The following is a 25172-nucleotide window of genomic DNA, read 5'->3' on the forward strand; positions in this document are numbered from 1 at the left end:
TTAAGATACCGGTACCAGTGACTGCTTTATCTCCCGGATACGCTCGTTGAAATCCATGGACGGGAAGTCAACACCCGGCAACTGGATCGCCTTCAGGTACTCTATGAGTTCGGGCGGGTGCGGGGTACGTTTTCCTGTCGTGACGCTGACGTGTTTGGAGGTTACCCACAGGAGCGTCTTCAACTGGGTACGGTCGTCGTTGGTCATTACATACTCTGTTACCATAGTATCCTCGTCGTGATAGATAACCCTGGTGATAATTCGTACCCATTCACTGATCCCGGCCGGCCGTACGTAGGCGATCTGGTGCTGATATACTACCCAACTGGTGCGCAACTCCCGGAACATAGCCTCAAAACTAAAGCCATACAGCTTGGAAGCCTGATCTTCCCGGGCGTTGAAGAAGTAGTCAAAGTACTTGGAGTTATTGAGGTGCTGTAAGGGGTCACAATCCTGAAAACGGATGATTACCCTTGATTCGGCCTCGGTTGGTAAGTTGGTTGGGTCGCCTTTGTAAAACATATAGCTACTATGATTCTATTGATTTTTGTCTGTTAATTGGATTAGGTGGTGTAGGTACATTCTGCCTTATTCACCCCGGTATTGTATGGCTAGTCCACGCATGGTATAGCCCTCGGTGGTGGCGGTGGTGTAGTACTTATACTGTACATTCATAAGGGCATCAGCCCCTAGTTTCTGAGCTTTTAGGACAAGTTGGGCTGTGAGGAGTTCCTTGGTTTCAGCATTATTGCCCCTATATAGCAGGCGTTCGTCGCTCTTCTTCTGGCGCTCGTTTAGTTTATTCTCATCGCTTATCTCCACCCATTGTAGCTCTGAAAAGGGGCGATCGGGAGACTGATTCTCAAAAAATACATCAATAGGGTACACTGCCCCACCAGAGATGGGAATAGACGGACGAAAGCACCCACTCAAAGCAGCCTGGATGAAAATAAATAGTACTATGCTTAGATTTTTTTTGATTGTCATAAATGTATTTTTCATTTACTTCGTTAAGTGATTTACAAAACCGTTTTGACCAGTTATCAATTCAAGTATATATGCAAAGATCCCGTTTTCGCTCTACCTTTTCCTTATTCCTGCTCGTATTATGCAGTGTTAGCCTTCTTTCATCTTTTCGTCCGGCTGCTGATTCAGACGATATCCTAGGGGTTTGGCTGACGGGTTCCAAGAAGGGACACGTGCAAATTTACAAGCAAGGTACTAAGTACTACGGAAAAATCGTGTGGCTCAAAGAGCCCAACGAGCCGGCTACCGGAGCGCCTAAGTTAGATAAAAATAATCCTGCAGCGGGTAAAAAGAAGCAGCCGCTTATCGGACTGGTCAATCTCAGTGACTTTACCTATGCCGGAAATAACGTATGGGAAGATGGAAAGATATACGATCCCGAAAACGGTAAGGAATATAGCTGCAAGATGACGCTGCAAAATCCCAATAAACTGGATGTACGGGGCTATGTAGGTATTTCGCTGATTGGCCGAACCGATACTTGGGTTCGGGTCAGGTAAGCATGCTTTATCACCAGTATTCTGCTTATTGAGATTCTGCGCCGCTTGTCACTAATTTGGTTGACAAGCGGCGTTTTTCTTATATTATTACGACTATCTCTAAGACTAATCACAACACAAATGATCAATGTATCTACCAAAAAACTGACCGGTTGGATGCTGGTGGGACTGCTGGCGGCAACGCCGGTGTGGGCGCAGGAGCTGCCGAAGGGGATGAAAAAAGTCACTTCGGTGGAGGGTATCACCGAGTATCAGATGGACAACGGCCTCAAAGTACTGATGTTTCCCGATCCGTCCAAGCCTACTATTACCGTTAACATTACCTACCTGGTAGGTTCAAGGCACGAAGGCTACGGCGAAACCGGAATGGCTCACCTGCTAGAGCACATGGTGTTCAAGGGTACTCCCAAGCACCCTAACATCCCGCAGGAACTGACCGAGCACGGTGCCCGCCCCAATGGTACTACCTGGTACGACCGTACCAACTACTACGAAACTTTTGCGGCTACCGAAGAAAACCTCAAGTGGGCGCTTGATTTGGAAGCGGATCGGATGGTCAATTCGTACATTGCCAAGAAGGATCTGGAGAGTGAGTTCAGTGTGGTGCGGAACGAGTTTGAATCAGGCGAAAACAGCCCATTCCGGGTGCTGATGGAGCGGGTACTGTCAGGCTCATACCTTTGGCACAACTACGGCAAGTCCACGATCGGTAACCGCTCGGATATCGAGAATGTCCCCATTGAAAACCTGCAGGCTTTCTACAAGAAGTACTACCAGCCCGACAATGCGGTCCTGATGGTGGCGGGTAAAATTGACGAAGCCAAAACGCTGGCCCTGGTGAATGAATATTTCAGCAAACTCAAAAAGCCCGAACGTGTACTACCAGTGACCTATACCTCCGAGCCTACACAGGACGGAGAGCGTTTTGTAGAGCTGAAGCGGGCAGGTGATGTACAGATGGTAGCCTGTGCCTACCACATCATGCCCGGTTCCCACGCTGACTACCCCGCTATGGATGTACTGGTAGAGGTACTATCGTCGGAGCCCAATGGTAAGCTGTATAAAAATCTGGTGGATACCAAGAAAGCTTCCTCACAGTACGCATTCAGCTTTGCCTTGCATGATCCCGGTTTTGCTTACTTTGGTGCCGAAGTACTTAAAGAAAAATCCCTGGATGAAGCACGTAATGCCCTTATCGCTACGCTTGACTCGGCTGCCCGTATGAAGCCCTCGGCGGAGGATGTAGAACGGGCCAAGGCATCTATTCTGAAAAACTGGGACCTTCAGTTCCGTAACTCTGAGCGCGTTGGATTGGGGATCAGCGAGTACATCGCTACTGGTGACTGGCGTCTGGCGTTCCTGTTCCGTGACAACATTCGTAAAGTAACTCCTGACGATGTATACCGCGTTGCTCAGCACTACCTGAAGCCCTCTAACCGTACCGTGGGTACATTTGTACCAACGGCCGCTCCTGAGCGTGCTGAAATTCCCGCTGCTCCGAACGTAGCTGATCTGGTTAAAGACTATAAAGGAGAAGCTGTAATGGCGGAGGGTGAAGCGTTTGATCCTTCTCCGACTAACATCGACAGCCGCACTACCCTGGTAGAGAAGCCCAATACCATCGAAGTGGCCCTGCTGCCCAAGCAGACTAGAGGTAATGTAGTGGCAGCCCGTATGACACTCCGTTATGGCGATGAGAAGAGCCTCATGAACAAGGCTACCATCGCCAGTCTGACAGGAAGTATGCTGGATAAAGGTACCAAGACCAAGTCGCGCCAGCAGATCAAGGATGAGTTTGACCGTCTGAAAGCCCGTGTGAATTTCTTTGGTGGTGGTAACCAGGCGGGAGTCAATATTGAAACGACTCGTGAAAACCTGCCTGCCGTGATGAAACTGGTGGCTGAGGTACTGAAGCAACCGGCTTTTGATGCCAACGAATTTGAAAAACTCAAGCAGGAGCAACTGGCCCAGATCGAATCGCAGCGTAGTGAGCCGCAGGCCATTGCCATCAACGAGTACCGTCGGGTTACGAGCCCCTATCCAAAGGGCGATATCCGGTATGTGACAACATTCGATGAAGATGTAGCCGATGTCAATGCCGCAACCCTGGATCAGGTAAAGGCTTTCTACAAAGACTTCTACGGAGCCAATAATGCTAGTGTAGCCGTTGTAGGTGATTTTGATCAGGCTGAAATTCAGAAAATCATTACGGATGAATTTGGCAGTTGGAAGAGCGCTAAGCCATTCAAGCGGGTTGCTTCACCGTATCAAACCGTAAAAGCACAGAACAAGTCGTTCGAAACACCCGATAAAGCCAACGCTATGTTTGTAGCGGGTATGGCTATGCCGCTGCAGGATACTGATCCTGACTACCCGGCGCTGGTGATGGCCAACTACATGCTGGGTGGTGGCTTCCTTAACTCCCGTCTGGCTACACGTATCCGTCAGAAGGAAGGCCTTAGCTACGGGGTAGGTTCACAGTTCAGCGCCAGTTCGCTTGACAAGAATGGTACCTTCCTGGCTTACGCGATCTATGCTCCTCAGAATGTAGAAAAGCTGGAGCAGGCCTTTAAGGAAGAGCTTGAGAAAGCGCTGAAAGAAGGCTTCACAGCCGATGAGATCAAGGCGGCCAAGTCAGGCTACCTGCAGTCGCGTCAGGTGAGCCGGGCGCAGGATGCGTCGCTGGCCGGTGCCCTGAACAACAATCTCTACCTCGACCGCACCATGAAGTGGGATGCGGAGTTTGAGAAGAAAGTGGAGGCTCTGACACCTGACCAGATCCGTGCCGCTATGAATAAGCATATCGACTACTCCAAGATCACGGTCATCAAGGCTGGAGACTTCGAGAAAGCCCGTAAAGGCGCCCCTGCTACGGGTGGTGCTCCCGCTACAATGGGCGGAAGTCCTAAAAACTAACAGGCTTACATTTCGTTACTACGACGAGGGCGCTGGGGATTACCTCAGCGCCTTCTTCTTTTTTAATCCTTCTCTAAATATTGTTACAGGAAATAAAAATAAACTACTATGATATTAGTTATTTTCGTGTAGACTAACGCCTGGTCCTATGAAAACGCTACTAATAATCCTGCTAGTCCTTACCGTAGGATATAGTGCTTCAGTTGCCCAAACCCGCGTGGTATCGAGAGAGGAAGCAGGGCAGCTTAAAATTGATGAAAGCGAACTGGTTCGGAAGTATCCTCCGTACTGGCTCAATGAACGAGGCATGGGAGCCATCAATGGCTTTCAGAACGAAATAGTAAAGCTTTTCAAAGGAACTCCGAATCCAGGCTTCTATCTGCTGGGGGCTCTCTATGTCAACGAAACCGGAAAGATCGACTACCTCATCTATCAACTCATATCGGATCATCCTGCCCGGGATTCGCTAAGAAATGCCGTAAAGGTTAAACTCACCGAAGGGCTGGCGGGCTGGGAACTGGAAAACAGCAAAAAACAGCCGTACCGGTTTGGTTATAGTATCTCAATTGGTACTATACCCGGCAAAGGCCTAAATACTGTCCCCAACTGGAACGCCCGCCGGGTCAGAAAGGGCGACAGTACTCTTACTACCTTACCTGAAGCCACGGCCATGGTGGATACTGCCAAAGTAAAGCGGCTGTTTCTGAACCAGCTGGAGCTGACCGAAGTACCCTCGGTCATTTATCGTTTTCCTAATCTGGAGGAGCTTGATCTACATGGCAATAACCTGACTGCTGCTTTTATTGATGCGGCCCGGCTGCCCCGCCTTAAGAGGCTGGATCTGAGAGAAAATCAACTAGCTAATGAGAGCCTCACGATTACACCGAATAAGACCATTCAGATACTGAACATTCAGCAGAACAAGTTTACAGATATTCCTGATGCGGTACGCAATTGCCGGCGACTGACGAGCCTGTGGCTGGGCCGTAACCGGCTGACCGATCTATCCAATAAGAGCTTCCGAAAGCTGCGCCACCTGCACGATCTGAATCTATACCAAGGTGGATTGACAGCTCTGCCTAAGGGAGTCAGGAAGATGCGCCGTCTGGAGGTGATCGATCTCTATTATAATCAGTTGGCAGAGCTTCCGGCTTCCATAACCCGGTTGCGTAAGCTGAATCATCTGGCGGTATCGCACAATCAGCTTACAGAGTTACCTCGTCGTATGGATCGCCTGCGTGACCTGCAGGTGATGTACGCCCACCACAACCGGCTCAGTAATTTGCCCGATCAGATGGTCCGGCTGTCCTCGCTTCGGCTGGTGGACCTGGGATATAACTGGTACACTACCTTTCCCCCGGAAATCAGGCAGCTAACCAAGCTGAAAGAGTTGGATATTTCCGAAAATAATTTCTCTGAATTTCCTGAAGCGCTTCTGGAAATGAAGCAACTTGAGAAGCTCTACCTGCGTGGCAATCCATTCCTGAAGAAGGGACTGGACAAGAAGTACAGCTTGCTGCTGGACCAAATGAAAACCAATGCCACCGAGGTATATTATTAATTGGAATAGTGATAGTTAGGTGCTTTGGTAGGTAGAAAGAATTATGAATTATATAAGTAGAGTACCATAATAAATTTCTGTACAAAATATCACAGATTTTCAGGAACTTCGTCAGCCGAAGGGCTCGTTTATGGGCAAATATAGTTGGCAAAGTACCTTAGTCATGGCATTATCTACATCTACCACTGAAAGCTCTTCCCGCACCAAACTGGTGCTAAACCTCCTGTCGGTCTATACACTGTGGGGGTCTACTTATCTGTTTATACACTTCATGACCGAGCGGATGCCGCCGCTCTATATGGCGGGCTGTCGTCTGCTTACCGCGGGCCTGATCCTATACCTCTATGCCCGCCTGACCGGCAATGCGCGACCTACCCGTAAGGAATGGGTATCGGCCGGTATGATTGGAGTATTGCTTCTTACCATCGCCAATGGCGGAATGACCATGGCCATTCAGTATATACCTACGGGTATAGCAGCTCTGATGGGTGGTATGCTACCCCTTTTTATCATGGTTCTTAACTGGCTTAGCTTTAGTAAAGTACGGCCTACCAAGCTGGCTTCGTTGGGCTTGCTGGTCGGACTGGCGGGTATTATTATGCTGGTACAGCCAGGAGGCTTTAAAGCTACTTCGTCTCAAAGCTGGATTGGTATCACTATTATTATTCTCTCCAATCTATCGTGGGCTACCGGTACGTTGTTGTCTGGCCGCGTGAACTTACCCAACCAAATTGTTTCCAGCGCTATTCAGATGCTGGTTGGTGGGGGACTCCTGCTGCTGACCAGTCTGATCGTGGAGCCCGTTAACCTCATTAGCATCAGTCACGCACCTACGAAGGCGATTGGAGCGCTGATCTATCTCGTCATTTTTGGATCAATCATTGGTTTTTCTTCCTACGCCTGGCTGGCCCGCAACGCACCTCCGCAGTTGCTGTCGACCTACGCGTATGTCAATCCCGTTGTAGCCATGCTACTGGGATGGGCATTTGCCGGGGAGTCTCTGACGGGTCAATCCATAGTTGCCGGCTTGATTATCCTTTCTGGTGTAGTATTGATCACGCTGGGCAAGAAGCGCTAGGTACGGTACTATACCCGCGCCCAGCGGCTCAGTAAGGAGCCCATAAGCAGGAGTATCGCTACCAGTCCGAAACCGTACTGAAGCCCATATGCCTCGGCCACAAAGCCTATCAATGGTGGACCGGCCATAAAGCCAATAAAGCTGAATGTCGCAAAAGTAGCCAGACCTGCCGCGGGTGGGGTATTGGGCTGCCGCATCGAAATGGCGTACAGCATAGGGGCACCCAGTGAGCATCCCATTCCTAATATTAGAAAGCCAAGCAACGTAGTGAACGGGTAGGGGAAGATTACGGCTATACCTATGCCCAGTGCTCCCACTATACCTCCCAGTATGAGTAGCCTTTTTTCACCATAGCGCGGGATGATGGTATCACCCAGGAATCGGCCAAGGGTCATGGTAAGGGCAAAGCAGCCAAAGCCCAGCGCCGATACTGATGGCGTAGCATGAGCGATTTCACGGAGGTAGATCGCACTCCAGTCAAAGGATACGCCTTCTCCCATCGAAACCGTAAGGCCAATAAATATCAGGATTACAAGCGTAACGGTAGGGCGGGCAAAGGAAGTCTCATTCTCATTTTTTTCTTCGGGTATCTCGCGTAGGAGTGGCTGGATCAGCACTGTAAGTGTACAAAGGAGCAGCGTGATAATTAGCATATGCACAGGGGCACTGACTTCCGCCCAGATAATCAGACCGGCCAGGGTGCTCCCCAGCATTCCACCAAGGCTCCACATGCCGTGGCAGGCAGACATGATCCGAATCCCCTGGCTCTTTTCCAGATTGGAAGCACAGGTATTCATGGCCACGTTCAGTATAGCGGCAAAGCCACCCATGACGGCCATACCGGCTCCCATAGCATATACATTAGGTGCATTGATGGGTATAAGTACACTCAAAAAGAACCCAAAGGCACTCCACAGGCACACCCTGGCTGAGCCAAACCGACGGATCAGCCGACCAGAAAATGGGTTGCACATAATAGAGCCAATCGGTAGCAGAAACAGGGATAGCCCCAGCTGGGCGTCATTGAGTCCTAGCTGGTACTTCAGGAAGGGGATGCGTGCTACCCAGCTACCAAAAAGCAGGCTGTCGGTGGCAAACACCAGCCCGACCGCTCTGGTATAAGGGTTAGTGAAGAATACTTGTAAAGACCGTATGACTGTATAACGGTCAGGAGTAGTATAAGAAATATTGGACACAACTACCGATAAAGAGTTTAGGCTGCAAAAGTACAAACTCACCTGCTAAGGGTACCTCAGGTTTACTGAAATTTAATTTTTAGTATATTTACCTTATAAAACAGACAGGTACAGACACTGTACTAGCAGGAATACCGTGCAAGTAGATTTGCCGGATGTTTCTGAAGTAGACAGCCCGGGGAACCATTCATTTCGGGATGAAGTTGATAGTATGTACCTGCTTATTTACTAGTAGTAATATCCTTTCTGTCAAATACTTGTGTTATAAAAGTGGTAGTTTGTGAAGTATAGTGGCTGCAAAAAGTAGCGCGTTTGGGCAAGCTTAGAAGTAAAAGTGCGTTAAGAAAAAAAGTAGCAGGTGCATCTGGTAATCAATCATTAAACTAAAATTCTCTGTAAATGAAGAAGGCTTCGGTAGTGCTGGTGATGGCCGTAATAACTCTAGGCGTGTTGTTTGGTTTCAGAAATGTAAATTCAACCCCTCCCTCTATTACAACGGATAAATTAATTTCCTCACAAGTAGATTCAGATGCCATTGTTCCTGAAGTTGAATCCCTTCCCGAGTGGATCTCCCTTTACGAATCTCTCGAACTAGATAAAAAAGGTCTTTCCAAAGAGACATTTTACTATGCCTGGGCTGGTTTTCAGAAAATGAATCTCCGTAAGCCAATCATTGCAATTGCTGATTTCAGCCAGTCTTCCCGCAATAAACGTTTATATATTATTGATATGGCTACCAGAAAGCTTATCTATAATACGCATGTAGCCCATGGCCGTAATTCAGGTAGTGAATACGCCAAGAGCTTCTCTAATGAAAACTCTTCTTATCAGTCAAGCCTCGGTTTTTACCGCACCTTAGGTACTTACCAGGGCAAGCATGGTCTTTCCATGCGCTTGCAGGGAATGGAAAAAGGCTACAACGATCGCGCTCTTGAGCGGGCAATTGTTATGCACGGTGCCGACTACGTAAGCGAGGATTTTATTCGTCGCACCGGTCGCCTGGGTCGTAGCCTTGGCTGCCCCGCCATCTCTATGGCCGATCATCAGAAGATAATCGAACTTCTCAACGGCGGAGCAGGGCTTTTTCTTTATTATCCTGATAACAACTATCTGCGTTCATCTAGCCTGCTGGCTGGTATCGATCAGTTAGGTGATCAGATAGTAGGCCGTCTTTCCCAGCCGTACACATCCTCGAAGTAAACCAGTTGGCCGGCCTCATTAACGTCGGCTCCCAGATACAGTAAGAATACCGGTACCTTTTTGTTCAGCTTGTGGTGCTTGGGGGGATGATCCTCCTTGGGGTCCTGTAAGAAATCATTTTCCAGTAGCTGTTCGCCAGCCATGAAGTTGGCAAGGTCAGCTGGATGTTGTACTCGTACACAACCATGACTTCTCCACCGTTGATCCTTTGTAAAAAGGTACCGGGCATTTGTATCATGCAGGTAAATGGCATGCGGATTCTCAATGTCCACCTTAAGAAGTCCCAATGAGTTATCTTCACCGGTATCCTGACGGAACCGATAGGGGAAATCTGATTCGCCCATCCCGGACCAGTCGATCTCGTACGGATCTATCCGTTCTCCTTTGCTATCGATAACCTCAAATTTGTTTCTTTCCAGAAACGACACATCATTCTTTACCTTAGGAAGAATCTCTTTGGTAGCAATACTCTGAGGTACATTCCAGTATGGATAGGTGATTACTTGCGTAGCGTAGGTGTCCATGGATGGAGTTGGAGTGTCCTTCTTACCCGCAATCACCCGCATATTCAGTGCATCCTTACCCGTTGAGTCAATACCTTTCAGATAAGCGCCCCGAATATTTACAAGTACCATTCGTTCGGCTCCATTAGCCTGGCGGTTCATCCACCGGTAGGCATTCAGTGAGTTGGCTACAATAGCGGCGCTATCGCGCTTATTCTCAGTCCGTAGTCGCTGGTAGTGCTGTTTTAAGCGCTGATACGACATAGCCTGGGGTTCGAGCGAAGCCATTACTTCTTCGATAGGATCTCCCTTAACCAGGCTTCTAACTACATTTCGGATACGGGCCGAGTCAGGCTCATTGGCTTTAACCATGTACTTGATGTACGACGGCTTATGACCAAAGGCAATCTCTTCCAGTAGCCCATATATAGGAGCACCTCCCTCTTTATACGCATATTTAGCACTATCTAGTCCTACACTCTTAGCGTAGTTTAGTAGTTTCTCATATTCCTTCCGCTCACTCAGTTCCATTACCAGCTCTTCATCTGTCATGTCATCAGGACCTTTGAATTGGCAGGCACTGGCGGCTGCAAGCAATATGGTGAATAGGCTTAGTGCCTTTATAATCGGTTTCATATAAATAGTAAATAGTCTTACTACCTGTATTTAAATTGTTGTGCTAACTGAAAAGGATAAACCGGATTATATGTTAAAAGGCCGTAAATGAGCAGTTTACGGCCTTTTGTATAATGAAGATATATTACGTATAGCTAATAGTATGCGGAAATAAGTATACAAACTGCGCCAAAGAAGTGGGTATATATACGCCTACATAGACCAAGCATATACATTTGGATGCCATCTCAGATTACCCTGCTGGTCCAGATCCACCGTCTGGTAGAGAACAAAAACGGGGAAGGGACGGGGAAGCTTGATTGTACCCGGTTTGGCGTCTATAAGGCATTTGTTGAGGAAGTCATTATTAAGGTAGGTTTTGTCCAGCATCAGGTTGGCCAGTTCGGTAGGCTTTTGTAGCCTGATACACCCATGACTCAGCCATCTGTTCTTCTGAGCAAAAAGCCCGCGTGCGTTGGTATCGTGCAGGTAGATCGAGAATGGATTGTCTAGATTGAACTTCACGACACCCAGGGCGTTATCACAGCCTGTAGATTGCCGAAGCCTGTAGGTAAAGGTCTTGGCGTCCATGATCGCCCAGTTTACCCGGGTTGGGTCAACTTCCCTGCCGTCGGCTCCTATAACCTGCAGCTGGTTCCGGTCCAGATAACCCGAATCTTTTTTGATCTTGGGGAGCATTTCTCCAATGGCTATACTGCGGGGTACATTCCAGTAGGGGTACAGGGTAATGGTAGAACAATAGGTAACCATAGAAGGAGTCTGGTTCCCTTTCTTCCCGACGATGACCCGCATACGCAGTAGTTCGTCGCCTTGCGGAGCCAGCACAGTAAGCTCAGCCGCAGGTACATTCACCAGTACAAATGTGCTGTCGGTGAAGCGCTGTATCCACCTTAATTGATTGAGAGTAGTACGGAGGTAGGGCAGACTATCCACCTGATTTTCCCGACGCAGGCGCTGGTAGTGATTTACCAGCTGATAGTATTGTCGCGGTACTGGTACAAAGTCAGATGTTGCCTGTGAAATAGTGCCAGATCCGGGTATGAGCAAAAGGTGTAGTACTTTTTGAATACCTGCGGAATCAATGCGCTCGGGGAGGGCCTGATGCGAAAGGTAGCGGGGACGGCGGCCGTACCGAAGCTCGTGCAGAAGGGCATATAGGGTATCGGTACCAGCCGGTACTTTCAGGTCGGCAACGTCAACCCCAACAGAATCGGCATAAGACAGGAGTTGCCGGGTAATAAGCTGCCGGTGGGCTGCCTGTGAGAGACCTCCTATAGCCGAAAAGCCAGTCCGGCTTTGTGCTAAAACCGGACTGGCTATCAGAATGCCCAGGAAACAAAGTGTCAGGAGTGCTTTTGTCATAATGCACGCAAGGTACCTATGAATAGTAAGGAGCACTATGACAAACCTACGTGCAAAGTATGACGAATGTCAGACATTCCACCAGTAGGTGAACTTCACTACCAAGGCACGAGTCTTGACCATAAAGTTTTCGGGCAGGTAGTTGTCGGTGTATACTATAAACAGGTCTGATGCCGGCTTGTAACGCCACTGCAGTCGGGTATTAAGGTTTACGTTGTCGGCCTGGTTGTTGTACTGCAGGAAGGTAGTTAGGAACAGGTTATTGCGGAATGTTACGTCCACCCGTGGTCCCACCAGCCAGAACTCCGTACGGTTCCAGGGAGCTGGCATCCGTATATCGTTATAAGTACTTCTGAGTGCAATAGCTACATAAGGCTGGAAACGGTATCCTAGTTCTGCGTTGAAGTTCGTACGGGTACCATTAGCGTAGTAGCCACCAAAACGCCCGCTTACGGCGTAGGTAAACAGGTTCTGTGGCCCTGATACTACGTCAAATCCTGCTGATCTCCACCGGTGCTCAGTACCTGTAGCCAACCTCTCTTTGCCGAAGTTAGTCGGGTCAAAAGGACTCAGCAGGCGTACGTAGTTAGTAGCCGTCCAGACAGAAGCGGTACCCCGGTTTCTGAAATTAACATTATATACCAGTACCATTTCGTTATCACTGAGCTGTCGCTGCTTATCCCAGTATGTCGTGTTCATGAACCTCGGACCGTGGCTGATAACCAGTGGTGATTTGATAAAGAACAGGTACCCAATCATCGGATTGATCTTATAATAGCCATTCCGGGCTGCGTTAGGTACATAGCCTACCTCCGCATTGTAGTTGGTACCCACATACTCATGCTGCCACTGCCAGAAGAAATTCGCTTTGTTGTAGTTCAGGTTAGCCGCGTGAGCAAAGTCGTCTCCTTTCAATCCCGGACTAAATGACTTTAGGAACATTACCTTACCAGCCCAGAGGTCATTGGCCGAGGCCAAGTTGAATTCTCCTCCTACGTTACGGTTGTAGCGGCTGGTACCCGGATGCATCTCCGGGTTGTACTGAAAAGCTTCTTTGTTGACCATCATGAACCGTACATTGGAGCGAGCCAGTACCTGACGCTGCAGGGCAAATACCGCATAGTTGTTGCTGGGCTGATCATCCTGTGCCGCAGTCTGTACATCCAGTAATCCTAAGCGCCAGTTTTTATCCAGTTTTCCACTCAGGCGAGATCCGAAGAGTATGGGTACCCCCAAACCTATACGCCGCGAAAAGAAAGGACGGATGGTTGAATAGCCAAAGTTGGCAAAGAGATCAGCGTTTTCGAGAAAGAACTGACGACGCTCCGGAAAGAACAGCTCAAAGCGGTCCAGGTTGGTTTGTTGTACGTCCACATCTACCTGCGAAAAATCAGGGTTTACCGTTAGGTCCAGGTTCATAGACGGAGTAATACCAATTTTGACATCACCACCCACATCGAGTGACCGACCCATTGAGTTTTCGCGCTGGAAGTCACGGTTAAGGCGAGTAGCTACGTAAGGGATGATAGAGATGTTGGGGCCGGGGCTTGGTGGTGGTTGGTCCCATACCAGTACTCCGGTATAAGCTAGCGAGGCTGAGGCCAGTTGCCGGGGTACGGGCGCCCAGGCTGACTTCTCGGCTATGCTCAGGTCCAGGCGGCTGAAGTTGACGCCCCACTCGGTGATTCCGGGCTTATAACGGATGCTCTTGAAGGGAATAGCGGCCTCCCAGATCCATTTTTCATCGTCGTTTTTTACAGCAGAAAACCAGCGGTTCTCCCAGCTCAGATCTACCGCTCCACCGTCGTGCTGTTGGCCGTCCCACTGAGCTCCTACGGCATTGGCCCCAAACGAGAATCCGTTGGTACGGTCGTTAAAGGTATCCATGAATAGCAGGAAGTTATCGTTCTTGCCGAAGTTAAAATCCCGCTTCAACGACTCTACGATTAACGTACCCGCAATTGGTTTAAAGTTAACTACCGAGATGTACAGATACTGCTTATCATAGGCCATACGTACATCTGTCCGGGCGCGGGAGTAGCTGGTATCCATGGGCTGGATCATGAAGAAGTTGCTGGCTACTTCGGCCGACTGCCAGGCTTCTTCATCCATTACACCGTCTATTTTGATGTCTGATGTAGCGGCATGAATGTGGTACTTGTAATTTTCGTTGGGTTTCTGGGCCAGCGCGGGCCACATTAGCGAAAGAGCTAAAAGGAATAAGGGTAGTAAACGTTGCTGCACTTTTCTAGGAATTCTAATAAAACTAGTTGAAAAGCAAAGCTCGGAAGAAATGGTTTATACTCCTAACTCCTGTAAAACAATTAGGTGACAAAAAGCCACTTTGCAGAATATAGTATTAGTTTTTGATAGTTTTAACGTGTAAAAGAAAACTATACAGGGGAGGCTACTTTTCGGGAGTAGGGCGCCAGCGGTACGATTTTTCATCAATAGCCCGCATGGTACATAGTATGCCGTCGAGGTGGTCGTACTCGTGCTGGAGCAGCTCCGACAGGTCATCGCTCAGATCCCACTCCTGTACCTGCCAGCTCTGGTTATAAAAGCGGATGCGAATCTGCTGGTGTCGCTGAAGACGGACCAGCAGATTCGGCAAACTCATACAATCATCCCACAGTTCCATCATTTCCTGACTCTTATACACCAGTTCAGGATTGATGAATACAGTAGGTTGATCGTTGATATTCATATAGATGAGCCTCTTCATATACCCCAGCTGAGGAGCCGCGATGGCCCTACCAGCCTGGTACTTCGCCCTGAACTCCATGAGTGTATTGTGCAGATCCGCTACTATGGTATCAATCAGTTCCTGATCTTCCGGTTGCAACGGTTCACACACTTCATACAGTCGGGCATCACCCAGCAGCAGGATATCGTTAAGGCCTTTCATAAGTAATGAGTGATTTGGGGAATGAGAGAATGAGTGAATAGGCGCGGTGAGTATGGTTGTCGAATATCGATTGCTGAATTTAGAATCAGAAGATACCAAACTCAAACCATTCGCTAAATCACTCAACCTCCAATTCACAATTAGATTCTACCTAAACCACTTCGCGTCGGCATAGAAGGTACCGAAGGGCAGGAGAGAGGCGATCAGTGCCAGTGCCGTCTTCTTCCACGACCAGACTAGTTCGTACGCTACCTGAGCGACCAGCAGTACATACATCACAAACAGAATACCGTGCGCCATACCGGTGATTCTAACCGCTTCGGGCTGACCGGCCATATATTTAAGAGGCATCGCAATGCCTAACAGTACCAAATAGGAGATACCTTCCAGAAAACCAACAATCCGTAAGCGACCGAGGGAGGTTTTAATCAGATCAATCATGATGAATAGTGAGATATGGGTTGAAACTACAAATATAACCTTCAAACAGTTAAAATAAATCCTGAGGATGACACGCCTGATCTATGATTTTACTCATAGTCATCCCCGTGCAATTTGGACTACTTGCGGCATGATCTTTTACTGATGTTCCACTTATTTTCAGAACTATACAGGATACTACAACCATGCAGAATTTTACAAGTGCCGAAGAGGCCGTCAAACTGATAAAAAGTAATGATAAGGTATTTATACAGGCCGCTGCCGCAACACCTACGCCTCTGATCGAGGCACTGGCTGCCCGCAAAGACGAGCTTCGGGGCGTCCAGACCATCCATTTGCACATGGAAGGTCCCATGCCCATCGCCGATCCGGATTGTCATGAGGCTTTTCACCCCAATGCGCTTTTTATCGGAAGCAATCTGAGGCAGGCGGTGGCCGAAGGACGGGCCAGCTATATTCCGGTGTTTCTGAGCGAAGCGCCGCTCCTGTTCCGTCGTGGGATATGGCCGCTGGATGTAGCGCTTGTACACGTTTCCCCACCTGATCTGCACGGCTACTGTTCACTGGGCGTATCGGTAGATGTAACGAAGGCCGCCGTTGAAACGGCCCGCTACGTCATAGGTATGGTCAACCCGCTGATGCCCCGTACGCACGGTGATGCTCAGGTACACGTGAGTCGGTTTAGTGCCCTGTACTACGAAGAGCGTCCCCTGCTCGGACACGAACCAAAGCAGCCTACCGATATTGAAATGGCCATAGGCAGAAACGTGGCCAGTCTGGTGGAGGATGGAGCCACCCTACAGGTAGGTATCGGAGGTATTCCTAACGCGACCCTTAGCTGCCTGACTAACCATAAAGATCTGGGACTGCACACGGAGATGTTTTCGGACGGAGTGATAGATCTGGTACAAAAAGGAGTTATCAATGGCTGCATGAAAAAGAAATACCGGGGCCGGATGGTATCTACCTTCCTGATCGGCAGCCGACGTCTGTATGACTTTGTACATGACAATCCCATGCTGGCCATGCTGGAAGCCAACTATACTAACGATACCTCCGTAATCCGCTCCAATCCAAAGGTTACTGCGATCAACAGCGCCATCGAAATAGACCTGACCGGGCAGGTGAGCGCCGACTCAATAGGGACGCGACTGTACTCAGGGGTAGGCGGGCAGATGGATTTCATCCGGGGAGCTTCGTTGTCGGAGGGAGGTAAAGCTATCATAGCCCTGCCCTCAGCTACTACGCGGGGTGAATCCAAGATAGTACCTCTGCTGAAGCAGGGGGCCGGGGTAGTTACTACCCGCGCCCACGTCAACTACGTAGTGACGGAGTACGGGGTAGCTTACCTGTTTGGGCAAAGCCTGCGCCAGCGCGCCCGGGCACTGATCAATATCGCTCACCCCGACCACCGCGAGGAGCTGGAAAGGGCCGCTTTTGATCGGTTCAAGAATATTAATGCTTAGTCTGGTTTGGAGTAGGAGAGGCTGTTGAGCGTATTCTGTTTGACGGCCTTCTTCACCTGATCCAGTAGTTTGGTAATGAGTAGCTGATGCTCCGCGGAGGAAACTACACCGTATAGCTGTTCGAGCATTAGTATTAGCTCTACCCGCATCATGCGGTCCTCTTTGCCGTAGTCCCAGATCGGAAGAAAGCAACTTTCAAACAGTTTTTCGAACGAAGGTAAGCTGACCAGTATCCGGGGCTTGCCGTTGCTATCCCTGATCACCGGGTCAGGGCGATGTACCAGTTGGAACGCCAGCAGATCGGTCAAGGCGTGCAGACTCAGAACCGCAGTCTCAGGGTCGTTAATACCCGGACTGAGTGCCTTTAGGGCTACTTCTACAAGTTGTTCAAAGCCATAGTAAGGGTTTCTGGTAATGGGGTGCCCCCGGTGCAGATCCACCTGGACTTTTAGGTCTTTCACCTGATCGGGCGTAACTTCATCCTTTGATTGTATAATGGCATACGTAGTACCGGTCAGAAGATAACTTCCGGCCGGATGAGGAAAGCTTACTACCCAGTCGTTTATTTCGCATAAATGCAGGAGAGCCTTCTGGTTAAATCCCTGAAAGTAGTCAGATCGCTCTGTTTTGATAGCTTTTCCGCTGATTTTGACGTATGCCTCTTCGGGTGATTCAGGCGATATTTCTTTGGTGTCCTCCAGTGCTGACTTCGTTTTCCGGTGCAGGCGCTCTATAATAATCTCGTACTTTACCGACTGCGTGATATAGTGCAGAAAGTATATAAACAGGAAGATGTCCACGATGGTAAGGAACATCAGCAGGTATATACTAAGCGCCGGAATATAAATGCCCGACTGGATATCGCGAATGGTACTTAGCAGAGCCAGCGCGTATACGATAGTACCGATATAAAAGCCAAGAACCACCTGCTGAAAGCGGTTGCCGATCATGCTGTCCAGCACGCGGTTACTCATGTTGGAAGCCGCCTGGTTGAGCAGGATCATGACCATAGAGAAGCTGAATACCGCCAGAGACAATATACCTCCCACTACTGTAGCCGCAATGGAACGGGCAGTACTGGCATCTTTGAGGCTGATGATGTCCCAGCGGGCTTTCAGGCTTTTACCATAGTCCGAGAAATCAATCTCCAAGGCTACGTACGACAGGAGGAGAAAGCCTATTGCAATTAACGCTGGAAAGAAGGCAATACTATTTAGAATATTATAGTAGTGGAGCCGAAACCATTGCAGTATTCTGGTGATCATAAAGCTACGATAGATACTTTTACTTCTTACTAAACTATAAAAAGGCAGGTTTGTCTATTCTTCGTTGTCATTTCAGTCGTGCCAGTATCAGTTCCTCCATCAAAAAAAGTAGCGACTCCCACTGGGAGTCGCTACTACTGTTTCATTGTATTTGAAAGCCTCAGCGAGCTACATTACGAATCAAAGTTGCGTAGAAACGGATCATTTCCTTGAAGGTAGTGGCTTCAATACGTTCGTTAGTACCGTGCACCCGGTTAAGGTCATCATCGTTGAGCTGGTAAGGCGTGAAGCGGTATATATTGTTACTTACCTTGCGAAAATACCGGGCATCCGTAGCCCCTACAACCAGGTAAGGAGTCACGACCACGTCAGGGTAGCAGCTCCGGATCGTACGATTCAGGAGCTGAAAAGCTTCGGCGTCAGGAGAAGAAACCGGTGAAGGCTCCGTATCAAATTCTCCCAGCGTCCTAACCGAAACGTCTGGATTGTCAATAGCATTGCGAACGTGCTCCAGTACTCCCTTTACCGAGTCACCGGGTAATATGCGGAAGTTGATGATAGCAGTGGCATCAATGGGTAGTACGTTATCCTTGATACCGGCTTTCAATATGGTCGGGGCAATGGTGGTCTGGATACTGGCAGCCCCGGCGTTAGTAGCACTAAAAATATTGATTAGTACAGGCTCCAGCAGCCAGCGGTTGGCAATGGCTAGCTTTTGCCCGAAGGGCATCTCAGGTCCGAGGTACTTGAGCATTTCTCCTACGGTACCTTTCAATGAAGATTCAAAAGGGGTTTGCTGGAGTTTATTAAGGGCAGAGGCTAGTATACTGATGCTTGTCTTGTGGGGAGGCATGGATGAGTGGCCACCTTCACCCCGGGCGGTAATTTCAAGGCTGGTGTAGCCTTTTTCGGCTATCCCTACCAGTGCTACTGATGACTTCAGACCGGCTACACCGTCCGTTTTGATAGTACCTCCTTCATCAAGTACCATTTCCAGCTGTACTCCGCGTTTCTCCAGGGTAGTCGCTATGGCTTTGCCACCCTGCCTGCCGCTTATTTCTTCGTCATGCCCAAAGGCCAGGTAAACCGTACGTGTAGGCTTATAACCGGTACTTGCTAGATATTCTACCGCCTCCAGAATCCCTATCACGGTACTTTTATCATCCAGTGTACCCCGTCCGTAGATAAATCCATCCTCTACCACGCCTGCAAATGGAGGCTTTTTCCACATACGCTCGGTACCCTGTATGACGGGTACTACATCATAATGCCCCATCAGGAGCATGGGTTTCAGAGTGGCATCACTCCCCTTCCACTGGTACAGTAGCCCAAAATTGTTGATTCGTTCCAGGGAGAGTTTTGCATGAACGTTAGGATAGGTAGTTGTGAGAAAGGATAAAAAAGCCTGGAACTGGGTACTATCGGTAAGTGAAGCATCCTGATAGGAAACAGTCCGGAATCGAACAGCCCGGCTAAGGTGGCTGATGACCGAATCACTTACCGCGACTGGTGGAGCAGAGGGAACATCAGTGAGTTGTCTTGATTCAAAAGTAAATGTATTCCAGAGCAGAATACTTACTACTACCAGCAAGGCCAGACCCAGGCCTACTAAAACTTTACGCATGAAGGACGAACTGATTTTGGTTATACTAAAACTGATTACTACTTTAACTGCTACCAAATATACTGCCACTATTTCACTACTATGCGACTGGAACACATTGCTCTCTACACGCGCCAACTGGAGGTACTTCGGGACTTTTATATGAAGTACTTCGAAGCCACCTCCAACGAAAAATACATAAATCCGGCAAAAGGTTTTGAATCCTATTTCCTGAGCTTTGCAGATGGTGCCCGCCTCGAGATAATGCAAAAGCAAAGTATACCCGAGTATGCTGGCGAATCAGGCGGCGAATATACCGGACTTACCCATCTGGCCATGCAGACAGGTACTAAGGAAGCGGTAGATAGCCTGACCGAGCAGCTACGAGCCGACGGGTACCGGGTAGTAGGCGAACCCCGCACAACCGGGGACGGCTACTACGAAAGTGTAGTGCTGGACCCTGACGGTAATCGCATCGAAATTACGGCTTAACCCTCATTGTACCTCTCGCTTAGCAGCTCTTTCATGTACAGGTTGATGTCCCACTGACTGGCCACGGGCAGATTGGTGTAAGGCAGGGTAGGGAGGTACCCCGGCGCCGGTCCAAACTCGCAGGTAATGGTCAACGTGTCGGTACCTTTTTGCCGGTGCATTTCGACAATAGCGTCCCACCAGGCCAGGTGTACGTTCAGGGCTTCCTGCCATTCCGGTGCCCTGGGATCATTTACCTGCGGCCCCTGTGGGTGGCCTATCCGGCTGTGGATATGACTGGTATGTTGTATGGCCCGCTGAATAGTATCCTCCTGATCCGCCAGGTAGGATTCGGCTACATTGACCCAATGAGAAAAATCAGCGGTCAGGCGTAGCTGAGGGAAGGCGTCAAGATAAGGCAGTATCGTGGGCGCGCTGTACGTAAGCCGGCCGCGATGGGTCTCGTGCAGGACTGGTACGCCTGTCTGTTCCTGTACCTCCATCGCTACCCGGATCATCTCGCAGTTTTGCTCAAAGCTGTACCAGTCCTTGCCGGTGTGGGAGTTGATGAAGCGAGGATGGTATGAAGTTACCTTCTCGAGCCAGGCGCGGTAGTTCTGCTGCATTTCCTCGAAGGTGTCACCCATCGAAAATGCCATCAGGATCAGGTCCAGACCCCTTTCTTTAACGGCCTGGGCGGCTTCGTCGTACTTATTATCCCATACGGCTATCTCCATACCGTCGTAGCCGGCGGCTTTTACCCGCTGGGCGGCTTCAGCATAGTTTAGGTGTTCCATACCCCAGTAAGGGCAGTAGAAGAGTACTTTCATTTAAAGGATGTAGTAGTAGGCTGACGTGTATGTAAACATTTACAAAAAGTGACTGCCTGAGAAGATGTACTCAACGCACTAATAAAAAAGCCGAAGTACCCGCGGGTACTTCGGCTTGTATTTTCTCTGGTAAGTGCTGATAGCTCTTACCAGAATCACTCAAATCTACTACACCCGCTGAGGCTTCAGCTTAGGTGTTTTAGGAGCGGCTGTTTTTTGATTTTCCTTATCCCGCATCTTCACAAAGTCACGGAAACGTCGGATGGTAGCTAAAACAAACCCTATAACCAGTACGAAAGTACCTAACCAGAGTACGTTGATAAATGGCTTTTCGAGTGCCTTCATCACAATAAATTCACGCTGGGTAGTATTGACTGCAAATGTAAACTTACCGGTCTGCGGGTTGATCTCGTTGAACTGAATTCGGAGTCCCAACTCTTCGCTTACTTCCGGTTTGCGGCCAATGGCCCGGTCACGGATAATGAACGACGGAGTGATGATAAACTCCTGCTCTTTGTCCAGTACCCGGATAATGGCCTTTACGGCGGCATCGTTAGGTCCGAGAGCTACACCCTCTACTTCGTCGGTACGTACTACGTTATCCAGGATCGCTACGTAGTCATTTACGAAGAAAGTATCCTTCATGGCTACCGTAAACTCCTCCGTTGGGCTCCACTGAGGCTCAGCCGTCGGATTGGTTACCATGGCTACGTAGGTATACAGATCCTTGTTGTACTTGCTCTGAATGTCAGGTGATGATATAATACCTCCCATCTGGGGGTTGATCTGCACCCGTGGGAACAGCGTAAATACCTTACCCGATGGCTCACGGTACTCAATCTCGTAGTAGTAGTTCTCGGGATAGATCTCAAGCGTGTCGCCTTTCTCGTAGTAGCGCTTCTCATCAACGACGATATCTTTCATGGCTACCGCCCGGAAGTCGTTTTCGATAATATCTACCCAGTCCTTAGGAATATAGCCTGGTACTTCCCGTGCCTCTATTCTGACATCACGCCAGGTGAGGAGGTAGTCATCCATCCGTTCAGGACGGTTACGCCAGAGTGTGATATTTTCCTTGTTTTCCTTATTGTCATTGGCCGTAAACTCATCCGAACGCGAGATCATCAATCCCGAGTTATTGATAGAGATTACCTTTGAATAACCCGATGAGAACAGGATACCAATCAGCATCAGGGCTACACCTATGTGCGTTACGGCTCCTCCCGAGATGCGGTAGTTACCCCGAATGATATCGAACAGGATACTACCATTGGCTATAACGGCGAATATAGAGGCAGTCAGTAGTACGATGTAGGAGATGTTGTTGATCTTACCTATGGTGATAGCCGCAGCACTAATGATCAGGGTGATCATCAGGGGAATGTAAAGTACCTGTAGCTTATCCTTACCAGCACGCTTCCACCAGAAGTACTGTCCTACACCCGTCAGGATAATGATCAGGGCAAAGAACCAGAGCTGGAACTTGTTGTAGTGGGCGATCTGATCGGCAGGAAGCGCCAGGTTCAGTACCACGCCAAAGGCTTCGGCTATACTGTTATAGACCGGAATAGAGGTAGTCGCCAGAATCTGGAAGCTCGACAGACACAGTACGGTAGCACCAATAAAGATCCAGAACTCCTGTGAGTAAGAAGATACCTCTTCCTCGTCAGAGGGAAGCATTTTCCAGCGGTAGATCAGCAGACCAATCGCGGCTATGGTGAATGTCAGCAGATATAGCAATAGTTGTCCCGACAGCCCCAGATCCGTAAAGGAGTGAACCGAGGCATTGCCCAGGATACCACTACGCGTCATGAAGGTAGAATACAATACCAGGATGAAGGTAGCAATAGCCAGGATGAAGGAAGTCTTTAGAGCAGTGGCATTCTTACGACCAATGATCATAGTGTGAATGGCTGCTATCAGTACCAACCAGGGTACAAAAGAGGTGTTCTCAACAGGGTCCCAGTTCCAGTAGCCACCGAAGTTCAGCGTCTCGTAAGCCCAGTAAGCTCCCATCAGAATACCTACACCCAGTACCAACGCCGAGAATAGGGCCCAGGGCAGAGCCGGACGAATCCAGTCGCTGGTCTTGCGAAGCCATAAACCGGCAATAGCAAATGAGAATGGTATAAGCGTAGACGCAAAACCCAGGAACAGGGTAGGCGGGTGAATCACCATCCAGTAGTTCTGGAGTAGGGGGTTCAGGCCGTTACCGTCTTCGGGGATGAAGTCAGGGTTCATCTTCCATACCGGCAGGTTAGGCATCGACTCGCGCAGCAACAGGAAAGGCGTAGAGCCGATTTTGAGGTCCAGACCGGGAATAACTACCCCCAGGATCATAGAAGCCAGGAAAGCCTGTACCAGGGCAAACACAGTCATGACCGGTGCCTCCCACGAGCGATTGGTAACGATCAGAACCAGTCCCAGTACTACGTTCCAGAATATCCACAACAGGAAGCTACCTTCCTGATCCTGCCAGAAACTGGATATGACAAACTCAGTAGGCAATGAGATGGAAGAGTTATCCCAGGCGTAGTGGTACTCAAAGTAGTTGTTACCAATAATCCAGTAAAGACAAAAGACCACACCCAGTACCGCGGCAGCGTGTACATAGAACGTTACACGCGCAAAGCGCCGCCAGGCGCTCAGCTCATCGGGAGCAGTTGTGGTAAGACCGGCTCTGAAGTAGGCAAATGTAGCTACTAGGGCCGATACAAAGGATAAAATTACAAAGAAGTGGCCAAATTGGCCCACAGCGGTATGGATCATAACTTAGCAGCCTTGAATTCAGTAGTTTCGAGCTTTCCGTTTTCGTACTTGGACGGACACTTCAGCAGGATCTTCTCGGCAGCAAAATGGTCTTTCTCCATCCGTCCGATCACTACCACCTGCTCTGATTTGTCAAAGTCCTGGGGTTTGGGGCTTTGGTAAATTACTGTTTGCTCCCGGTTATTATTATCCTGCAGCGTAAAGGCAAAATAGTTGGGGTCAACCTCAGGTTGGTACTGCATACCCATAATCTGTCCGTGGGAGTCCTTCTTGAGCTTACCTACAACGTGAATACTCCCGTTGTCTCCGTTAAGAGCCAGCTCTTCGGCCTGCGTGAAGTCAACATAGGTACTGGCGTCACCAGCGGTAGAAAGGATAATGCCGGCGGCAATGGCGATAATAATGAGGGCGAAAATATGGGTCTTTTTCATAGTCAGGTACTACTATAAATTAATATGATTATACACAACCTTCGGAGGAGAAACGTTCCTCAATGGATTTTCTTTTCTAATTTACTGATTTTACTGTCCAGCCGGACCAGGTAAAGTACTATTCCGACAAATATCAATACTATAACACCTACCACTACCCATATTTTACCATCTTCACGAAGCCTATCCGCCATTTCAATTTCCTGAGAGGCAGCTTGTTGGGCCAGGAGGTTTATACTTGCTGTCAGAAACAGAACTACTGTTGCAACTATTCTTTTTAGGGGTATCATCTCAAAAATAAGGTACTAAATGGAGGAAGGTTGTTATTAATATTCTGATACTTTACGGTCAAGATTCTTCATCCGAACACGCAGGGTTGTTATCCATACACCCAGGAGCGTCCAACCGGCAATGGCCGGATAAAACACCGGCTTCATGACGTTGTCTGAGTCATAGATCTTAAATCCGGGGTTACCGCCATTGCCGGGATGCAGCGAGTCGGTGAGCCGCGGAAGGATCCAGATCAGTACATTAAAGATTACAAATGCAAATATATTATAAGTACTTGATATTCTGGCTCTTTTTTGTTCGTCTTCGAAAGCCCCACGTAGTACCAGGTACGCAAAGTACGCCAGCATGGCAATGGCTGCGCTGATGATCTTAGGATCCTTGGGCAGCGGATCACCCCAGGTGGCACTTCCCCATAGGGCACCCGTTACGTAGCCAATCAGGCCGAACAGGATACCGGTCTTGGCGAACTCGGCCGATTTATCATCGTCGGTGATATTGCTGCTGCGGAGGTACTTAATGGCGTACACCAGTGATGTAAAAAGGAAGATTACCATCCCGAACCACATAGTCACGTGGAAGTACAGGTTACGTACAGTTTCGTTCAGGATTGGCTGCCGGGGTACCCGTCCTACCAGCCCCATCACGAGCACGTAGATGAGCAGGACCACCGTCAATATTTTCCACCAGTTCTTTTTCATATTTTACTAACAAAAAATTGT

The 25172-nt window shown here is 49.0% G+C and carries 22 protein-coding genes; 7 read left to right on the plus strand and 15 right to left on the minus strand.

Annotation, left to right across the window (positions count from 1 at the left end; all coding sequences use genetic code 11):
- A complete protein-coding gene (locus JUB14_RS13095) occupies positions 1 to 522 on the minus strand; it encodes an acyl-CoA thioesterase (RefSeq protein WP_207506641.1) in 522 nt (173 codons plus the stop codon).
- Between the two features lie 66 nt (positions 523 to 588).
- The gene (locus tag JUB14_RS13100; RefSeq protein ID WP_229367809.1) at positions 589 to 1002 is read right to left on the minus strand and encodes a hypothetical protein; all 414 of its coding nucleotides are present in this window, start codon (positions 1000 to 1002) and stop codon (positions 589 to 591) included.
- Positions 1003 to 1058: 56 nt separating this feature from the next.
- On the opposite strand from JUB14_RS13100, the gene JUB14_RS13105 reads away from it, so the two are divergent.
- The 4 genes from JUB14_RS13105 to JUB14_RS13120 all read left to right on the plus strand — a co-directional run bounded on the left by JUB14_RS13105 (position 1059) and on the right by JUB14_RS13120 (position 7081).
- Positions 1059 to 1526: a DUF2147 domain-containing protein gene (locus JUB14_RS13105; protein WP_207506643.1), complete on the plus strand. Its 468-nt coding sequence runs from the start codon at positions 1059 to 1061 to the stop codon at positions 1524 to 1526.
- A 120-nt stretch (positions 1527 to 1646) separates the two neighbouring features.
- Positions 1647 to 4442, plus strand: coding sequence for a M16 family metallopeptidase (locus tag JUB14_RS13110; RefSeq protein WP_207506645.1), 2796 nt, complete (start codon positions 1647 to 1649; stop codon positions 4440 to 4442).
- A gap of 148 nt (positions 4443 to 4590) precedes the next feature.
- Positions 4591 to 6003 (plus strand): leucine-rich repeat domain-containing protein, encoded by a 1413-nt coding sequence (locus JUB14_RS13115; protein ID WP_207506647.1) that lies wholly within the window; start codon positions 4591 to 4593, stop codon positions 6001 to 6003.
- Between the two features lie 163 nt (positions 6004 to 6166).
- Positions 6167 to 7081, plus strand: a complete 915-nt coding sequence (locus tag JUB14_RS13120; protein ID WP_207506649.1) for an EamA family transporter — start codon at positions 6167 to 6169, stop codon at positions 7079 to 7081.
- A gap of 8 nt (positions 7082 to 7089) precedes the next feature.
- Here JUB14_RS13120 and JUB14_RS13125 read toward each other — a convergent pair whose 3' ends face one another.
- A complete protein-coding gene (locus JUB14_RS13125; protein ID WP_207506651.1) occupies positions 7090 to 8277 on the minus strand; it encodes an MFS transporter in 1188 nt (395 codons plus the stop codon).
- Positions 8278 to 8676: 399 nt separating this feature from the next.
- Between JUB14_RS13125 and JUB14_RS13130 the strand changes: the two genes are divergently transcribed.
- Complete coding sequence (locus JUB14_RS13130; RefSeq protein WP_207506652.1) at positions 8677 to 9477, plus strand: murein L,D-transpeptidase catalytic domain family protein; 801 nt, start codon at positions 8677 to 8679, stop codon at positions 9475 to 9477.
- Here the strand turns inward: JUB14_RS13130 and JUB14_RS13135 are convergent.
- From JUB14_RS13135 to JUB14_RS13155, 5 genes are all read right to left on the minus strand, one after another.
- A complete protein-coding gene (locus JUB14_RS13135; protein ID WP_207506653.1) occupies positions 9432 to 10616 on the minus strand; it encodes a L,D-transpeptidase family protein in 1185 nt (394 codons plus the stop codon). The two genes, JUB14_RS13130 and JUB14_RS13135, sit on opposite strands and share 46 nt — an antisense overlap.
- A gap of 192 nt (positions 10617 to 10808) precedes the next feature.
- Positions 10809 to 11978 carry a L,D-transpeptidase family protein gene (locus tag JUB14_RS13140; RefSeq protein WP_207506654.1) on the minus strand — a complete coding sequence of 390 codons (1170 nt, stop codon included), beginning with the start codon at positions 11976 to 11978 and terminating at the stop codon, positions 10809 to 10811.
- Positions 11979 to 12047: 69 nt separating this feature from the next.
- Positions 12048 to 14177, minus strand: coding sequence for a DUF5916 domain-containing protein (locus JUB14_RS13145; RefSeq protein WP_207506655.1), 2130 nt, complete (start codon positions 14175 to 14177; stop codon positions 12048 to 12050).
- A 208-nt stretch (positions 14178 to 14385) separates the two neighbouring features.
- Positions 14386 to 14886, minus strand: coding sequence for a peptide deformylase (locus tag JUB14_RS13150; RefSeq protein WP_207506656.1), 501 nt, complete (start codon positions 14884 to 14886; stop codon positions 14386 to 14388).
- 147 nt (positions 14887 to 15033) lie between these two features.
- Positions 15034 to 15327 (minus strand): DUF3817 domain-containing protein, encoded by a 294-nt coding sequence (locus JUB14_RS13155; protein WP_207506657.1) that lies wholly within the window; start codon positions 15325 to 15327, stop codon positions 15034 to 15036.
- Between the two features lie 185 nt (positions 15328 to 15512).
- Between JUB14_RS13155 and JUB14_RS13160 the strand changes: the two genes are divergently transcribed.
- Positions 15513 to 16793 (plus strand): acetyl-CoA hydrolase/transferase family protein, encoded by a 1281-nt coding sequence (locus tag JUB14_RS13160; RefSeq protein WP_207506659.1) that lies wholly within the window; start codon positions 15513 to 15515, stop codon positions 16791 to 16793.
- Here JUB14_RS13160 and JUB14_RS13165 read toward each other — a convergent pair.
- Together JUB14_RS13165 and JUB14_RS13170 are read right to left on the minus strand one after the other, a co-directional pair.
- The gene (locus JUB14_RS13165; protein ID WP_207506661.1) at positions 16790 to 18058 is read right to left on the minus strand and encodes a DUF2254 domain-containing protein; all 1269 of its coding nucleotides are present in this window, start codon (positions 18056 to 18058) and stop codon (positions 16790 to 16792) included. The genes JUB14_RS13160 and JUB14_RS13165 overlap by 4 nt on opposite strands.
- A gap of 160 nt (positions 18059 to 18218) precedes the next feature.
- Positions 18219 to 19682, minus strand: a complete 1464-nt coding sequence (locus tag JUB14_RS13170; RefSeq protein WP_207506663.1) for a M20 family peptidase — start codon at positions 19680 to 19682, stop codon at positions 18219 to 18221.
- A gap of 81 nt (positions 19683 to 19763) precedes the next feature.
- Between JUB14_RS13170 and JUB14_RS13175 the strand changes: the two genes are divergently transcribed.
- Positions 19764 to 20153: a VOC family protein gene (locus JUB14_RS13175; RefSeq protein ID WP_207506665.1), complete on the plus strand. Its 390-nt coding sequence runs from the start codon at positions 19764 to 19766 to the stop codon at positions 20151 to 20153.
- Here JUB14_RS13175 and JUB14_RS13180 read toward each other — a convergent pair.
- The 5 genes from JUB14_RS13180 to ccsA (JUB14_RS13200) all read right to left on the minus strand — a co-directional run bounded on the left by JUB14_RS13180 (position 20150) and on the right by ccsA (JUB14_RS13200) (position 25151).
- Positions 20150 to 20929 carry a sugar phosphate isomerase/epimerase family protein gene (locus JUB14_RS13180; protein ID WP_207506667.1) on the minus strand — a complete coding sequence of 260 codons (780 nt, stop codon included), beginning with the start codon at positions 20927 to 20929 and terminating at the stop codon, positions 20150 to 20152. The two genes, JUB14_RS13175 and JUB14_RS13180, sit on opposite strands and share 4 nt — an antisense overlap.
- A 201-nt stretch (positions 20930 to 21130) precedes the next feature.
- Positions 21131 to 23731, minus strand: coding sequence for a cytochrome c biogenesis protein CcsA (gene ccsA / locus JUB14_RS13185; RefSeq protein WP_207506675.1), 2601 nt, complete (start codon positions 23729 to 23731; stop codon positions 21131 to 21133).
- Complete coding sequence (locus JUB14_RS13190; RefSeq protein WP_207506677.1) at positions 23728 to 24162, minus strand: cytochrome c maturation protein CcmE domain-containing protein; 435 nt, start codon at positions 24160 to 24162, stop codon at positions 23728 to 23730. Before JUB14_RS13190 ends, ccsA (JUB14_RS13185) begins: the two co-directional genes overlap by 4 nt.
- Positions 24163 to 24221: 59 nt before the next feature.
- Positions 24222 to 24452 carry a CcmD family protein gene (locus tag JUB14_RS13195; RefSeq protein ID WP_207506679.1) on the minus strand — a complete coding sequence of 77 codons (231 nt, stop codon included), beginning with the start codon at positions 24450 to 24452 and terminating at the stop codon, positions 24222 to 24224.
- Between the two features lie 36 nt (positions 24453 to 24488).
- Positions 24489 to 25151 (minus strand): cytochrome c biogenesis protein CcsA, encoded by a 663-nt coding sequence (gene ccsA, locus JUB14_RS13200; RefSeq protein WP_207506685.1) that lies wholly within the window; start codon positions 25149 to 25151, stop codon positions 24489 to 24491.
- Positions 25152 to 25172 lie beyond the last annotated feature (21 nt).

Source organism: Telluribacter humicola (genome assembly GCF_017355935.1).
GTDB classification, from domain to species: domain Bacteria; phylum Bacteroidota; class Bacteroidia; order Cytophagales; family Spirosomataceae; genus Telluribacter; species Telluribacter humicola.